At 68.2% G+C, this 13619-nt stretch carries 16 protein-coding genes and 2 tRNA genes; 9 read left to right on the forward strand and 9 right to left on the reverse strand.

Annotated elements, in window-relative coordinates; all coding sequences use genetic code 11:
- Positions 1 to 230 precede the first annotated feature (230 nt).
- Positions 231 to 306 (forward strand) — tRNA-His (locus JJ683_RS14845).
- Between the two features lie 410 nt (positions 307 to 716).
- Positions 717 to 1667, forward strand: a complete 951-nt coding sequence (locus JJ683_RS14850; RefSeq protein ID WP_200175265.1) for a threonine/serine dehydratase — start codon at positions 717 to 719, stop codon at positions 1665 to 1667.
- Positions 1668 to 1729: 62 nt separating this feature from the next.
- Here the strand turns inward: JJ683_RS14850 and JJ683_RS14855 are convergent, their stop codons facing one another.
- A complete protein-coding gene (locus tag JJ683_RS14855) occupies positions 1730 to 2458 on the reverse strand; it encodes a hypothetical protein (protein ID WP_200175267.1) in 729 nt (242 codons plus the stop codon).
- A 156-nt stretch (positions 2459 to 2614) separates the two neighbouring features.
- Positions 2615 to 3754: a L,D-transpeptidase gene (locus JJ683_RS14860; RefSeq protein WP_307810962.1), complete on the reverse strand. Its 1140-nt coding sequence runs from the start codon at positions 3752 to 3754 to the stop codon at positions 2615 to 2617.
- 335 nt (positions 3755 to 4089) lie between these two features.
- Between JJ683_RS14860 and JJ683_RS14865 the strand changes: the two genes are divergently transcribed.
- The 3 genes from JJ683_RS14865 to JJ683_RS14875 all read left to right on the forward strand — a co-directional run bounded on the left by JJ683_RS14865 (position 4090) and on the right by JJ683_RS14875 (position 5218).
- Positions 4090 to 4162, forward strand: a tRNA-Lys gene (locus tag JJ683_RS14865).
- A gap of 157 nt (positions 4163 to 4319) precedes the next feature.
- On the forward strand, positions 4320 to 4670 hold the full coding sequence (locus tag JJ683_RS14870) for a type VII secretion target (protein WP_200175271.1): 351 nt from the start codon (positions 4320 to 4322) through the stop codon (positions 4668 to 4670).
- Complete coding sequence (locus JJ683_RS14875) at positions 4667 to 5218, forward strand: DUF3558 family protein (RefSeq protein WP_242474745.1); 552 nt, start codon at positions 4667 to 4669, stop codon at positions 5216 to 5218. The genes JJ683_RS14870 and JJ683_RS14875 overlap by 4 nt, the downstream gene beginning before the upstream one ends.
- A 150-nt stretch (positions 5219 to 5368) precedes the next feature.
- Here JJ683_RS14875 and JJ683_RS14880 read toward each other — a convergent pair whose 3' ends face one another.
- Positions 5369 to 5584 carry a DUF3618 domain-containing protein gene (locus JJ683_RS14880; RefSeq protein ID WP_143909430.1) on the reverse strand — a complete coding sequence of 72 codons (216 nt, stop codon included), beginning with the start codon at positions 5582 to 5584 and terminating at the stop codon, positions 5369 to 5371.
- A gap of 109 nt (positions 5585 to 5693) precedes the next feature.
- Here JJ683_RS14880 and bcp point away from each other — a divergent pair, with 109 nt between their 5' ends.
- Positions 5694 to 6179, forward strand: a complete 486-nt coding sequence (bcp, locus tag JJ683_RS14885) for a thioredoxin-dependent thiol peroxidase (RefSeq protein WP_200175275.1) — start codon at positions 5694 to 5696, stop codon at positions 6177 to 6179.
- Between the two features lie 23 nt (positions 6180 to 6202).
- Here bcp and JJ683_RS14890 read toward each other — a convergent pair whose 3' ends face one another.
- The 3 genes from JJ683_RS14890 to JJ683_RS14900 form a co-directional block, all read right to left on the reverse strand.
- Positions 6203 to 6418 carry a hypothetical protein gene (locus tag JJ683_RS14890; RefSeq protein WP_200175277.1) on the reverse strand — a complete coding sequence of 72 codons (216 nt, stop codon included), beginning with the start codon at positions 6416 to 6418 and terminating at the stop codon, positions 6203 to 6205.
- 107 nt (positions 6419 to 6525) lie between these two features.
- A complete protein-coding gene (locus JJ683_RS14895; RefSeq protein ID WP_200175278.1) occupies positions 6526 to 7233 on the reverse strand; it encodes an ABC transporter ATP-binding protein in 708 nt (235 codons plus the stop codon).
- A 61-nt stretch (positions 7234 to 7294) separates the two neighbouring features.
- Positions 7295 to 8332, reverse strand: a complete 1038-nt coding sequence (locus tag JJ683_RS14900) for an FtsX-like permease family protein (RefSeq protein ID WP_200175279.1) — start codon at positions 8330 to 8332, stop codon at positions 7295 to 7297.
- A gap of 180 nt (positions 8333 to 8512) precedes the next feature.
- Between JJ683_RS14900 and JJ683_RS19680 the strand changes: the two genes are divergently transcribed.
- Both JJ683_RS19680 and JJ683_RS14910 read left to right on the forward strand, forming a co-directional pair.
- Positions 8513 to 9856: a sensor histidine kinase gene (locus JJ683_RS19680; protein WP_200175280.1), complete on the forward strand. Its 1344-nt coding sequence runs from the start codon at positions 8513 to 8515 to the stop codon at positions 9854 to 9856.
- A 3-nt stretch (positions 9857 to 9859) separates the two neighbouring features.
- Positions 9860 to 10489, forward strand: coding sequence for a response regulator (locus tag JJ683_RS14910; RefSeq protein ID WP_200175281.1), 630 nt, complete (start codon positions 9860 to 9862; stop codon positions 10487 to 10489).
- Between the two features lie 66 nt (positions 10490 to 10555).
- Here JJ683_RS14910 and JJ683_RS19685 read toward each other — a convergent pair whose 3' ends face one another.
- Entirely contained in the window at positions 10556 to 11758 is a 1203-nt protein-coding gene (locus tag JJ683_RS19685) for a YdcF family protein (RefSeq protein ID WP_200175282.1), read from the reverse strand.
- Between the two features lie 221 nt (positions 11759 to 11979).
- Here JJ683_RS19685 and JJ683_RS14920 point away from each other — a divergent pair, with 221 nt between their 5' ends.
- Positions 11980 to 12594, forward strand: a complete 615-nt coding sequence (locus JJ683_RS14920) for a TetR/AcrR family transcriptional regulator (RefSeq protein ID WP_242474748.1) — start codon at positions 11980 to 11982, stop codon at positions 12592 to 12594.
- A 43-nt stretch (positions 12595 to 12637) separates the two neighbouring features.
- Here JJ683_RS14920 and JJ683_RS14925 read toward each other — a convergent pair whose 3' ends face one another.
- Both JJ683_RS14925 and acpS read right to left on the reverse strand, forming a co-directional pair.
- Positions 12638 to 13039 carry a VOC family protein gene (locus JJ683_RS14925; RefSeq protein WP_200175286.1) on the reverse strand — a complete coding sequence of 134 codons (402 nt, stop codon included), beginning with the start codon at positions 13037 to 13039 and terminating at the stop codon, positions 12638 to 12640.
- 132 nt (positions 13040 to 13171) lie between these two features.
- Positions 13172 to 13585 carry a holo-ACP synthase AcpS gene (acpS, locus tag JJ683_RS14930; RefSeq protein ID WP_200175288.1) on the reverse strand — a complete coding sequence of 138 codons (414 nt, stop codon included), beginning with the start codon at positions 13583 to 13585 and terminating at the stop codon, positions 13172 to 13174.
- Positions 13586 to 13619 lie beyond the last annotated feature (34 nt).

Genomic DNA, 13619 nt, shown 5'->3' on the forward strand with positions numbered 1-13619 from the left:
TCGTCACCTGCCGTCTCGCGGCCATGTCGATCTTGCCTTCCACATCGGGCAAGCTTTCCTGGCTACGCGCTCAAAATAGGTGAGGCACCACCCGGCGCCACGCGCTCAAAGTAGGTGAGGCACGCCGCCGATTAGACCCCGGGCGTGCCCGCACGCTAGTATCGTCCGTGGCTTCGCGATGAGGAGCCGTCGGGTTTTCGTGCCCGGCGGAGGCTGATCGTGATCCGATGGTGGGCGTAGCTCAGCTGGTAGAGCACTGGGTTGTGATCCCAGATGTCGCGGGTTCGAGCCCCGTCGCTCACCCCACCAAGACAGGGCCCGGATTCGCGGCCGAGGGTTCGCCCTCGGCCGCAGTCCGGGTCCTTTCGTCGTTGACGACTCCGCTGCGGACCAACCCCCACTTGCGAGTTGCTGCTGCGTCTCCCGCGAGCCGATCCCCCGCTCGCGCGCCGTTCTCCACGCCGCGAACCATTCCCGCGGGGAAAATGAGTGGAGCGGCCCGCGGGCTGGCGAGGTGCTCGCAGCCGGCCGGTCGAATGGATCTCGGATTGCAGAGCGGCCCGCGCCCCGGCCGTCGGCTCGCCCGCACAGTGCAGATCGGCTCGCGAACTCCGACCGCCTGTATTCCGCTGCGTCCCGCCGTCCGAGCCGCAGTACGCCTACGCTCGAAACAGCAACTCGCGCACATTGCCACCAGCGTGGAAAGGAGCCCGCGCATGGCGGACCGCCTCAAGTACGACGACGTCGCGGCGGCGGCAGCCAGAATCCACGGCGCCGTGCGCCCGGTGGCGGTCGTCCCCGCCGAGCCCGTCGCCCCGCCCGACGGGCCCTCCGTGTGCTTCGCACTCGAGCAGCTCCAGTTCACCGGCACGTTCAAGGCCCGCGGCGCACAGAACTTCGTCCGCGCCCACCACGAGGCCGGCTCCTTCCCCGCCGCTGGGGTGACGATCGCGTCGGGTGGCAACGCGGGTATGGCCTGCGCATGGTCGGCGAGCCAACACGACGTCCGTGCCACGGTGTTCGTGCCGTCGTCGGTGCCGCAGCTGAAGATCGACCGGCTCAGGAGTTACAGGGCGGACGTACGCCTGATCGACGGGCCGTTCGCCGACGCGTGGGATGCGTGTGACGCCTTCGCCGAGGAATCGGGCGCGCTCAGGTCGCACGCCTACGACGATCGGTTCATTGCGGCCGGGGCGGGCACCGTGATGCTCGAGATCGTCGAGCAGGTTCCGGAGCTGGACACGGTGGCTGTCGCCGTCGGCGGCGGCGGGCTGTTTTCGGGGATCGCCGCGGTGGCCCGGCATCATGGGATTCGCGTGATAGCCGTCGAGCCCGAGCGTGCCCCCACCCTGCATGCGGCGTTGGGGGCCGGACGGCCGGTGGAGGTCGAGGTGGGCGGGGTCGCCGCGGATTCTCTGGGCGGCCGCCGCGCGTCCGCGAGCGCCGTGGCAGCAGCTCAGCACGGCGACGTGCGCTCCGTTCTCGTCTCCGACGACGCGATCATAGAGGCGCGTCAACGCCTTTGGGATGAACACCGACTGGCGGTGGAGCACGCGGCAGGCGCAGCGCTCGCGGGGATCAGCGGCGACGGTTATCGGCCGGCCACCAGCGAGCGGGTGTGCGTCGTGCTGTGCGGAGCGAACACGGATCCGTCGGATCTGCAGTGACAACGAACGACGAAGCCCCATCCCAGTATCCCAGGACGGGGCTTCGGTTCAAAGACGACCGGTCAGCTTCCGATCATGTCTCCCAGAACATTGCCGAGCACGTCACTCAGGATCCCGCTGATCGATCCCTGCGGATCGGTCAACGAGCCGAACACCTGGCTCGAACCCGAGTTGACGGACCCGAAGCCTAACTTCTCGAGGCTGCCCTGCGTTGCTTCGACCGGGTTCTTCTCACGAATCTTCAAGCAAGCACCGGTGTCCAGCCACTCCTGGCTGTCCCAGCCCACGGGACGGGCCTGCACCCCCGCTTGCTGCGTAGAACCGACCTCGGCATCAGCCGGAACCTTGAAGGTGGTCTCCAGCTCCACGTAGTGGCTGGAATTCATTTCCCACGTCACGTCCGTGCGTTCCCAGTACAGGTTCTTCTGTGAATCGGTGTCAAGATCCGCGTTGTACCAGGTTTGCCCGGACCCCAAGGTCCAAACATTCACGCGCGCACCGTCTTGGAGCACGAAACCGTCAGGGGCCGCGATCCCGATCTCCTTCAGATTCCACCCACCCGAGTTACGCGAGATTCGCGTGGAGTAGGTCACCTCCTGGCCGGGGTACGCAGTGGCCGGAGTCACCGTCTGCTGGGCGGTGACTTCGCCACCCTTGAAGCTCTCGGTCGCGTTGCACGAAGTCGCATCCGCACTCGCCACACCCGTCCCCACCGCCACACTCATTCCGGTTGCGATCAGGGCGGCGCTCGCGCTGGCGGCGGCGATCCGCGTCAAGGTCTTACGGCTCACTGGGTCTCCATTCCCTTGGCATGACATGGCCCGGCCACTCTGGGCCCGAGTCGTGTGACACCGCAGGCTCTCAGCATGAAGTGAGTCACACTACATAGAGACTATACGAACGTCCGGATCCTTTTGCAACATGTTTCAGAAGATCTACGTGACCTGCTACGCCACGTCGGCGTTTCCGGCCTCCCACTTCTCCCACGGGATGTTCCAGTCGCCGAGCCCCTCGGTGCCGGACAGCGTGCCGCCCACCGTGTTCTTCACGACGACGATGTCGCCGCGCTTGAAGTTGTCGAAGAACCACTTCGCGTTCGCCGGGCTCACGTTGAGGCACCCGTGGCTCGTGTTCTGACTCCCCTGCGCCCACACCGACCATGGCGCGGAGTGCACGAATATGCCGCCGTACGACATGCGGGTGGCCCACTCGACCGGGGTCTTGTAGCCGTTCGGGTCATCGATCGGCAGGCCGTACGTGGACGAGTCCATGATGATCTCGTCGTACTTCTCCCCGATGATGTATGTGCCGTTGGGCGTCGGGAACATGTTCTTGCCCATCGACGTGGGCATGGACTTGATGACCTCGCCGTTACGCGAGATCGTGATCATCTTCGTGTTGTCGTCCGCCACGGCGATCACCGAGTCGCCGATCGTGAACGTCGCGTGCGTGTCCTCCTGGCCGTACAACCCACCCCCGAGATCCTTGCCGTAGGTGTTGACGTCCACCGTCACGTCGGTGCCAGGCTGCCAGTACTCCTTGGGGCGCCAATGCACCTCCTTGTTCGACACCCAATAGAAGGCGCCCTCCACCGGCGGATCGGCCGTGACGGTGATCGCCTCCTGCGCCGCCATGCGGTCCGGAATGGGTTCGTCGAACTGCACCACGGCCGGCTGACCCACACCGACCGTCTGGCCGCCGAACGGCAGCATGTACGCGGCCGTCAGATTGTCCGGCTGGATCGTGGTGAACTGCGCGGTCTCCGTCACGGGCCCCGCCTCGCCCCGCGCCTGAGCCTGCACCGTGTAGGTGGTGCCGTACCCCAGGTATTCCGCAGTGGTCCATGATTGCCCGTCGGGCGCCAGTTCACCTTCGACCTTCTCGCCCTGCGGATTGGTCATCGTCACTCCGGTGAGCGAGCCGTCGGCCACCGTGAGGGAGACGGGCTCGATCGGCGAGACGCCTGCCGAGCCGTCCGGCACCGCGAACTCGACCTCCGCGGCAACCTTCTCGGGTGTCGCGGGCGCTGCAGCGGAATCGGAATCGCCGCCGATCGTGCACGCGGACGTGGCCCCCACCAACGCCACCAGACCGACAACGGCAACAGCTTGACGGCGCCCCCAAACGCGTCCCCAGCTCGCCTTCACACACGACTCCGTTTCACAATCGAAAGACACGACACCGCCCGCCCCTACGTCGACCGGCACCGCCTGCAGGCCCGGGCGTTCCCACCGTCACTGCAGACGTGCATCACATGATGCCATCAATGGGGCGACCTGCGGGAACACCGCGCCGCGATAGCGACGCACGCCACACGACCGCCCCACGCTTTTGTCATCGTCCACGGGCCTGATACTGTTTCCAACGCACCGAGCGAACGGGGTGCGGCGATGATCGTCGGACTCGTTCGCCTGGCACGCACGCGCCGTTAGCTCAGTTGGTAGAGCAGCTGACTCTTAATCAGCGGGTCCGGGGTTCGAGCCCCCGACGGCGTACAGCCAAACCCCCGCCCGGATCGTCATCCGGGCGGGGGTTTTGCGTTGCGGTCATGACGGACGATTCGTGTCACGCGGGGTGGCCCCGCCGCGTTCGGCCTCGATACCGGCGACCTCGGGTACGGTGATCCCGCACCTGTCGACACCGGGGGGATCATTGACAGACAGCACCGACGAACTCGTCATCACTCAAGACGCCGTCGACACCATCGCGGGGGCATACGAACGCGCGGCGGACGAGCTGGACGACCTGGCAGACAACTTCTCGCGAAACTACAGCCGACGCCCATGGGGAACTCTCGGCTCGATCCTTCAACTCCAGCAATTGTATTTGGATCTCGCAGTAGGAGACGAGGGGTCAGCCACAGCTCGCCTGCACGAGTTCGCCGATGCGGCCAGGGACCTCGCCGCCTGGGTCCGATCGGCTGCTGCCGACCTTCTTGAAGTTGACGCGGGCACCGCCGATTCACTAGCCATCCACGGCACAGAATCCAGTCCGGCCGAATGAAGCACAGTTCAGTGACGGTGGTCTGCTGCCTTCTGATCGCAGTCGCCGGATGTGCGCGTTCTCCCGCAAGATCGAACTCAGCCGCACCGATCTCGACATCGTCGACCGCAGGAAGCCTGACGTACGAAGACCCGTGCACTCCTCAGATGGCGGCGTGGTTCACAGCACGAGAGCTTCCGCCCGCAGCTCACCTCCCCGTCGATCGGGATTCCGCCTCAAGTGGCTGTACCTACAGCAACCACGAGTTCGGGGCATCCGTCATGTCTCAACTCGAGCATCCCGACGGGTCCACTGCCAGATGGGTACAGCGGGTGCTGGAGGCGTCCGGCGAAGTCGTACCGCTCGAGGTGGCTGGACGCCCGGCGAAGATGTCCATCCGCGATCACGACGGGCCCCGGCAGGACTGTCATGTCCTTGTCGTAGTCGACTTCGGGTTCGTCCATGTGATCGGCGGCCCCCGCGGTGACGCCGACGTGAGCCCCGCCCGCGATTGCGACCAGACCCGCACCCTCGCGGCTGCTCTCGTCACCCGGCTCATGGACAGCTGAGGCACACCGACACCCGGATGACACGAAATCCACATTCCGCACGCCTCGGATGGTGGAAAACCACCATCCGAGGGGCACAGAATGTGGACTTCGTGTCACGGCGGGCGGTTCAGCCTGCCGCATTGCTCTGCCGAGCGTGGGACAGCGCCGTCAGCGCACGATCTTGACCACCACGAGGCCCACGACCACGACGCCCGTGCCGATGAGCCCGTAGCGCACGGCCGGCGACGACACGGAGGCCATCACACGTTCCTTCAGCGAGTCCGCCATCCGCTTGGGCCGGGTAGCCAGCTCGTCGAGCGTGGCGGCGAGTTCTTCGCGCGCCCGCTCGATATCGCGCTCGATTGCGTCGGTGTCCCTGGCCACGTGTCCTCCATCGACTGTCGGGCTGTACGCGCATGTTCGCGGATGTACGACCAACACCGTAGAACAGGTGCGCCCGTCTTGTGTGGTGCGCACCGGTAATCTTCAGGATATGAGCGACGCAACGACCGCGCCCCGCCGGCTCGAGCCCGGTGACGAGGCCCCCGCATTCACCCTTCCGGACGCCGACGGCAACGAGGTTTCGCTGTCCGATTTCCGCGGACGCAAAGTGGTCGTCTACTTCTACCCGGCGGCGTCGACGCCCGGCTGCACTAAGCAGGCCTGCGACTTCCGTGACAACCTCGCCGAACTCGACGAGGCTGGCCTTGCCGTGGTGGGGGTTTCGCCGGACAAGCCTGCGAAGCTCGCCGCGTTCCGCGACAACCAGAACCTGAACTTCCCGCTGCTGTCGGACCCGGAGAAGTCCACGCTGACCGCCTGGGGCGCCTTCGGCGAGAAGAAGATGTACGGCAAGACCGTGCAGGGCGTGATCCGTTCGACGTTCCTCGTGGACGAGGAGGGGCGGATCGAGGTGGCGCAGTACAACGTCCGCGCCACCGGGCATGTCGCCAAGCTCCGCCGCGACCTCAAGGTGTAGAACCGCGGCCGGGCTTCGCCGTCCTACCCGGAGGCGCCGCCCTTGCGGATCGAGGTGAAGAACACGCCGGCATACGTTCCGCCGAACGCGATGGAGCTGATCGACAGTCCGTAAAGGATCGCGCGCCCCACGTCCTCCCCCATCGCCAGCCAGACTATCTGCACGATGGCCATGCACATCGCTGCAGCGAGTGCAGCGGAGGCGGCGGACCGCACGTGGTTCTGCAGTCGGGAGTCCATGCGTTTCCTTTCGGCGGTTCCCAGTGCAGTGCGAAACGCTACACCCGTCACGCTCGCCGTCGAATGTGGCAGGGACGACACCGGCCCGCACACGGCCCGCAGGCTTGTCAGGCCGCGGCGCCGTGCGTGTCGCGCGAACGGATCGCGCCGTCGACGAGTTCGATGGTCTCGTCCACGCCCGACGCCAGCCCTGGACCGAGCGTCGCCAGGTCGTGGCTGACGATCACGGCGGCCAGGTCCCGTTCACGCACGAGCCTGGCGATCAGCTCGACGACGGCGCGGCCGCGCTCGGTGTCGAGGGCGGAGGTGGGTTCGTCGACCAGCAGCAGCGACGGCCCGCCCATGAGTGCGCGCGCGATGTTCACGCGCTGGCGCATGCCGCCGGAGAGTTCGTGGGGGCGGCGGCCGGCGCTGTCGGCGAGGCCCACCTCGTCGAGCAGCGCCATCGCCTCGTCGCGGTGCTTCGCGCGGCGCATGCCCCGGATGTCCACGGCGAGCAGCAGCTGGTCGACGGCGGTGAGCGCGGGGATCAGGTTGTCCTGCTGGAAAACGAATCCCACCTGTTCCCGGCGGATCCGCGCACGCTCTTTGGCGTCGGCGCCGGTGACGGCCACGTCGCCGACGATCACGTCACCCGAATCCGGGGTGATGAGCGTGCCGGCGACGGCGAGCAGGCTGGACTTGCCGGATCCGGAGGGGCCGGTGACAGCGACGAAGCGGCCGGCCGGGACGTCGATGCTCACGTTGTCGAGGGCCGTCAGCCGGCCGCGGCCGTCCGGGTAGGTGAGGGTGGCGTCGGACATCTTCAGGCTCATCGTTGCTCCTTGACGGGGTTCAGAAGGGTTTCGGGCTACGAACGGATCCGGGCTGCGCGTGTCATCGCTGCATCGCCACCAGCGGATCCACCTTGGTGACCGACAGCACCGCCAGGAGCGCTCCCAGCAGCCCCAGTCCGGTCATTCCCAGCACGGGCACCAGCACCCCCGCGGCGGTGACGACGATGGGGACGGTGCCGGACGCCGCCAACGCGAGCAGCACGCCCGCGGTCACCCCCACCGCCTGTCCTGCCACCAGCACGACCACCGCCTGACCGAGACCGTCGCGCAGCAGGTAGGAGCGGTCGGCGCCCATGGCGCGCACCACTGCGAGGTCGCCGCGGCGCTGTTGCGTCCACACGGTGAAGAACGCGCCGACCACCAGCGCGGAGATGGCGAGCAGCATCAGTTGCATCGCCAGCAGTGATCCGTGCTCCGAGCCGTAGCCGGGGACCGCGTCGGTGATGCTCGACATCGCGAGCACCGTCGTCCCGTCCACCGCGGGGGCCTGGCCGAAGACGACGACCGCGCTCGTGCCCTGGTCGTGGGAGAGGGTCTTCCACGTTGCGATGGTGGTATAGCCGACGGGGGTGTGCGCGAACGAACCGGCGTCGCCCAGCCCGGACACTCGCAGCGTGTCGGCGCCGGCGGTGACGGTGTCGCCCACCGTGACCCCGAGCTCCTCGGCCTGCGACTGCGACAGCAGGATCTCGCCGTCGCCGGGCTGCGCGCCTTCATCGGCGTGCGGCATGAGCGCCGGGTCCGCGCCGAACACGCTCAGCGCGGCGCTTGTCCCGTCGTGGCCCAGCCGTGTCGTCGCCACCCCCAACCGCGCGGTCTGCGTATCGGTGGCGCGCACCTGGGAGACCGCGTCGGTGTCCAGCGTGCTCTCACTGAGCGACGGCGACTGCCCCTGCGCCGGCGCCTGCAGCACCACCGACTGCCCGGGCAGGCGCTCCACTGCGGAGATCGACTGTCCCTGCAGCCCGTTGGTCAGTGCGGACAGCGCGACGACCATGAAGCTCATCAACGCGATCACGGCACTGATGAGCGTGAATCGACCCCGTGCGAACAGGATGTCGCGGATACCGATGAACATGTCCCTCACAATCTCCAGCTGCGCGGCGCCCTCTGCGGCCTGCGATACCCAGCCTCCCGCGCGCCGTCAGCTGATACATCGGAGAAGATGACGGTCTTCGCGGATCGTCCGATGGATTAGTGGATCAACCGAAAGTTGTAGAGCCTGGCCGCCGCTCGGATCTCGGGGATACTGGGTGCCGTGCCCGATCCCGGAAACGCAGCACCATCCGCCGCGGCCGGCCTCCCCGCACCCGGGGCCCGGTCCGCCCCCGTCATCGATCGGTACGTGCTGATCGCCGGGCATGTCCTGTTCACGGTGCTGCTCGTCATCGGTGCGGTCCGCGCCGTGGCGGGCGGCCCGCTCACCACCACCGGACCCGTCGCCCCGCTGGTCCTGGCGGTCGTGACAGGCGGATGGTACGGCGCCGGCGCCGCGCGGATCGCGGGCGACGCTACGGGCCGGCGCTCGCAGGCATGGCTGGCCGGGCTGCTGATCCTGTGGCTGGCCCTGGTCGCGGTATCGGGCGAATTCATCTGGCTCGCCTTCCTGCTGGCGATGCTGGTGTGGCACTTGGCGCCGGCGCGGGTCGCGGTGCCCGTCGATATGGGCGTCGCCCTGGTGGCCGTCGTCGGGTTCGCCTGGCATCAAGGCGAGGTGCAGGCGGGGGCCGTGATCGGCCCCGCTGTGGGCATCGCGAGCGCCGTGGTGATGACGGAGATCTACCACCGGCTGCGCGCACAGTCGGAGGAGCGCCGGCGGCTGCTCGAGGAGCTGGTCCACACGCAGGCCGCCCTCGCCGACAGGGAACGCTCCGCGGGCCGCCTCGCCGAGCGCGAGCGCCTGGCACGCGAGATCCACGACACCGTCGGCCAGAGCCTGTCCAGCGTGATCCTTCTGCTGCGCGCCGCGCTGGCCGACTCCGCCATGACCGACACCGCCGTCACCGCCACCCCCGACACCCCCGACACCCCCGACACCCCCGACGCGCACACCGACGGCGCCGAACGCGCGCATCAGGCCCACCGCATCCAGTTGCAGACGGCCCTCGACAGCACCCTCGCAGCGCTGGGCGAAACCCGGCGACTGGTCCGCGGGCTCGACCCCGAGTCGATCGAGAAGCACGGACTGCGCACCGCGCTCGAGGCCCTCGCGGAGGAGAACAGGGCCATGGGCGTGCGCACCACCTTCACCGAACACGGTGCGCCGCACCCGCTCCCACGGCGCACCGAGGTGGCGTTGCTGCGTGCGGCGCAGGAGGCCGTCACCAACGCGCGCAAACACGCCGACGCGGGCTCGGTGACGATCACGCTGACCCACCAGGAGGACGAGACGAGCGTGGACGTCGTCGACGACGGCCGCGGATTCGACGCGCACGCGCCGCGGCAGCGGCGGTCCGACGGCAGCGGCTACGGGCTCGCCGCGATGCGTACGCGGATCGGCGAATGCTCCGGCACCGTCGTGGTGGAATCAGGCGAGGGCCGCGGCACCGCAGTGCGCGCCACGGTCCCCACGATCGCGGCGCCCGGCGCCCAGGAGGGATGAGGCATGACCGCACCGATCCGGCTGCTGCTGGTGGACGACCACCCCGTGGTGCGCGCGGGCCTGCGCGCGGTGCTCACGACGTCCGCGGGCGTGGAGGTGGTCGGCGAAGCGTCGACCGCGGACGAGGCGCTGCGCCAGGTCCGCTCGCTTCCGGCCGTCGATGTGGTGCTCATGGACCTGCGCCTGGGCGACGGCGCCGACGGGGTGGAGGCCACCGCCCGGATCCGGGCGTTGCCGCATCCGCCCCGGGTGCTCATCCTCACCACCTATGAGACCGACAACGACATCCTGCGGGCTGTGCAGGCGGGTGCGACCGGCTACCTGCTCAAGGACGCCGACCCGGACGCGCTGGTGCGGGCCATCCGCTCGGCCGCCGCCGGGGAGACGGTGCTCGCACCGATGGTGGCCTCACGCCTGCTCGACCGCATGCAGTCGCCGGCGACGTCGCTGTCTCCGCGGGAGCTGGAGATCCTGGGCCGCGTGTCCCAGGGCGATTCCAACCGCGACATCGCGCGGGCGGCGTCGATCTCGGAGGCCACCGTCAAATCGCATCTGGTGCACATCTACACCAAGCTCGGCGTGGACAGCCGCACGCGCGCGGTGATCGCGGCACGCGAGCGCGGGCTGCTCTAGCCGCGACGGACTCTCCTAGCTGGGGTCCGGGTTCCGAACGGGCGCAATCATCTCCGCATCGTCGGTCTACGGCGTACGTGCTTGATGAAGGGCGTGCGAGCTAATATCGGGCTCGTCCACGTAGTCCTGGTGCGCGCCGATCAGCAGTCCCGCCGCCATCATCGCCACCCAGATTCCGGTGAACAGGGCCCAAATCGCAATGTTCGCCCGACGGTAGTAGACGACGCTTGCAGCGAACTCCCGCAGAAAACCCGAAGGCAGGTAATACCGCGCCGTAGGCGACCCGACGACGATCACCCCCGGCATGTCGAGCCGTTGGGTGAGCGACGCACTCCGCAGCACATGGAAGTCGCTGGTCACTACAACAATTCTTCTTGCCTCCACGGCACGGGAGGCCAGCATCTCGCGCGTGTTCGTCAAGTTCTCTTCGGTGTTCGTCGACTTGTCTTCGAGAAGCACATGGTCGTCGGGGACCTCCGAGTGCTCGCTCAGATACGACGCCATCGCTGCGGCTTCGCTGATAACCTCGTCGGCACCTTGCCCGCCTGAAACGACGATCAGCGGAGACGACCCGCTCGCGGTCGCAATGGCACGATAGACATCGATGGCCTTGTCGAGGCGCCCCGCAAGAAGCGGTGTCACCGACTCGCCGGAGAGTCCCGCTCCGAGCACAACGATCACGTCGGCTTCAGTGACTCGCCGATGCGCGCGTCCATACACCAACGCATACAACGCGTATCCCACCAGCTCACTGATCATCAGTGCGCCTGGGATCATCACGAAGGGCAGCACCATCATCAGGGGAATCCACCTGTCAAAGGTGAACACCCAGCCGATCGAGGTCACCAACGTCAGCGCGATCGCCCCACCGATGGCAGCGGGTACGAGCGTGGCGATGCGCAAGCCTTCGCGGCGGACCACGACCGGAGTATTGGCGAACAGTGCAAGAGACACGCTCATCAGCAACACCGTCACCAGCAGCACCGGGGCGAAGAACACGATGAAGGCCGCGTCACCGTCCGGCCGCAGGGTCCCAAGGATCGTGACCGTCAACAGCCAAACGGCTGCGGCGCTGGCCAACATCATCAGCCCGTGGGTGGTGTTGCGGTCATCGCGAATCTGCCGCACCACCGTCACCGTCACAAGCGGCACAGTCAGTACGAGCATCGCCCAGAAACCGATAGCCACGGTCGAGGCCCCTCCTTCCTTGTCCTTTGCCCGGACGACATCGAACCGGACGAGACTCCGCGCGTCGTCATCGTCCGCCACGCACATCGTAGGTGTCAGCAATGCCGCGTAGCCGCGCGGATAGGACGCCGGATCAGCGGAGCTTCCCTCCGCCTCACGACTCACCATGAGCGCGGTGGACACGGACCGCCCGGTCGGCCGATAATCTGGGCATCGTGGACACATCTCCGGAGGCAGCCGGCGCGCGGCACCCCAGGACAGCCGCCGATGCGTCCACCGTCAGCGCCGCGGCGACCGAGGAGCTGGTCCCCCGCCGCCGGCCCATCCAGGAGCGCAGCAAGCGCCGGTTCGACACGCTGCTGTCGGCCTCACGCGCACTGCTGGTGGACGTGGGATTCGAGTCGTTCACCTGCGAGGCGGCGGCCGCACGGGCCGGGGTGCCCATCGGAACCCTCTACCAGTTCTTCGCCAACAAGTACGTGATCGTGTGCGAGCTCGACCGCCAGGACCTGGTGGCCGTGCAGGCCGAGCTGACGAGCTTCGGTGAGGAGGTCCCCTCGCTGGACTGGCCGCGGCTGCTGGAGAAGTTCATCGACCACCTGGCCGGGCTGTGGCTGACCGACCCCTCGCGTCGGGCCGTGTGGCTGGCCGTGCAGGCGACGCCGGCCACCCGCGCCACGGCCGCCATCCACGAGCGGGCGCTCGCCCACCAGGTGACGGAGGTGCTGGCCCCCCTGACCCCGCATGCCCGGGAGGACCGGCGCACGCTCATCGCCGAGGTGCTGGTGCACGCGGTCTACTCGATGCTCAACTTCTCGGTGCAGGACAGCCAGGACCACGCGGACGCGGTGCGCGAGCTCAAGCGGATGATGACGGCGTACCTCATCTCCACGGAGCGGGCCGCCGGCACCGGCTGACGCGGGCGCCCGGCCGCGTGCCCGACCTCCCCGACCAGAACGTCTAGGACGCGGAGACGTTGATCAGCCAGCGCAGCCCGAACCTGTCGCGGCACATGCCGAAGCTGTCGCCCCACGGCGCGGTGGCGAGCGGCTCGAGCACCTCTCCCCCGTCGACGAGGCGGTTCCAGCGTGCCTCCATGGCCGGGTAGTCGTCGCCGGTGAGGGCGATGCACACGGTGTCGCCGGCGTCGAACGGCATCGCGTCGGAAGCCATGAGCTCGAGACCCTCGGCCCCGCTCAGGCTGCTGTGCATGATCTTGTCGCCCTCGACGCCGTCGGGCACGTGCCCCGCCTGCTCGAAGGTCTGCATCTCGAGATCGCCGCCGAAGATGCCGTGGTAGAACGTCATCGCCTCGCGAGCGCTGCCGCCGAAGTTGATGTACGGGGTGATGGTCGCCGCCATGTGTTCGCCTCCCGGGCTGGGTTGGCCTGCACTCCGCCCGCAAGCGTAATCCGCGGCCGCGCCGCGTTGGCGGTTTTCGGGCGCGTACGCACGCGGAATCCATCGAAGAGCCGCCGACTCGGCGGCTCGGGCTCACCCCGCCCGCTCGATGACCACGTAGGCCGCGGCGACGTCGCCGTCGTGGCTGAGCGACACGTGCAGCACCACCTCGCCCAGCGACGCCCGCACGGCCACCGCGACCTCGCCGCTCAGCCGGAGCCCCGGTCGGCCCCACGCGTCGGCGACCACCTCGATCTCGCGCATCTCGGCCTCCGGCAGCACCGGGGGGCCGCCGTAGACGGCGGCCGACCAGGCCTTGATGAAGGCCTCCTTGGCCGCCCACCGTGCCGCATAGTGTTTGGCCCGTGCCGCCGCATCCCGGTCCTGCCCCGCGCACGCGCGACGCTCCCCCGGGGTGAAGGCACGCGTGAAGGCGGTCCCGGGCCGAGCCAGCTGCTCGGCGAATCCCGGGACCGCCACCACGTCGATTCCGATGCCTGCGATCACCTGCCGATGATCACACACATGCGGTCAGCATCCA

The organism is Tomitella cavernea, assembly GCF_016599145.1.
In the GTDB taxonomy this organism is placed as follows: Bacteria; Actinomycetota; Actinomycetes; order Mycobacteriales; family Mycobacteriaceae; genus Tomitella; species Tomitella cavernae.

Bases quoted from the DNA above. Each gene is read 5' to 3' on its own strand.
- JJ683_RS14850 (WP_200175265.1), top strand. From the start codon at position 717: ATGGCGGACCGCCTCAAGTACGACGACGTCGCGGCGGCGGCAGCCAGA.
- JJ683_RS14875 (WP_242474745.1), top strand. From the start codon at position 4,667: ATGAAGCACAGTTCAGTGACGGTGGTCTGCTGCCTTCTGATCGCAGTC.
- bcp (WP_200175275.1), top strand. From the start codon at position 5,694: ATGAGCGACGCAACGACCGCGCCCCGCCGGCTCGAGCCCGGTGACGAG.
- JJ683_RS14890 (WP_200175277.1), bottom strand. From the start codon at position 6,418: ATGGACTCCCGACTGCAGAACCACGTGCGGTCCGCCGCCTCCGCTGCA.
- JJ683_RS14895 (WP_200175278.1), bottom strand. From the start codon at position 7,233: ATGAGCCTGAAGATGTCCGACGCCACCCTCACCTACCCGGACGGCCGC.
- JJ683_RS14900 (WP_200175279.1), bottom strand. From the start codon at position 8,332: ATGTTCATCGGTATCCGCGACATCCTGTTCGCACGGGGTCGATTCACG.
- JJ683_RS14910 (WP_200175281.1), top strand. From the start codon at position 9,860: ATGACCGCACCGATCCGGCTGCTGCTGGTGGACGACCACCCCGTGGTG.
- JJ683_RS14925 (WP_200175286.1), bottom strand. From the start codon at position 13,039: ATGGCGGCGACCATCACCCCGTACATCAACTTCGGCGGCAGCGCTCGC.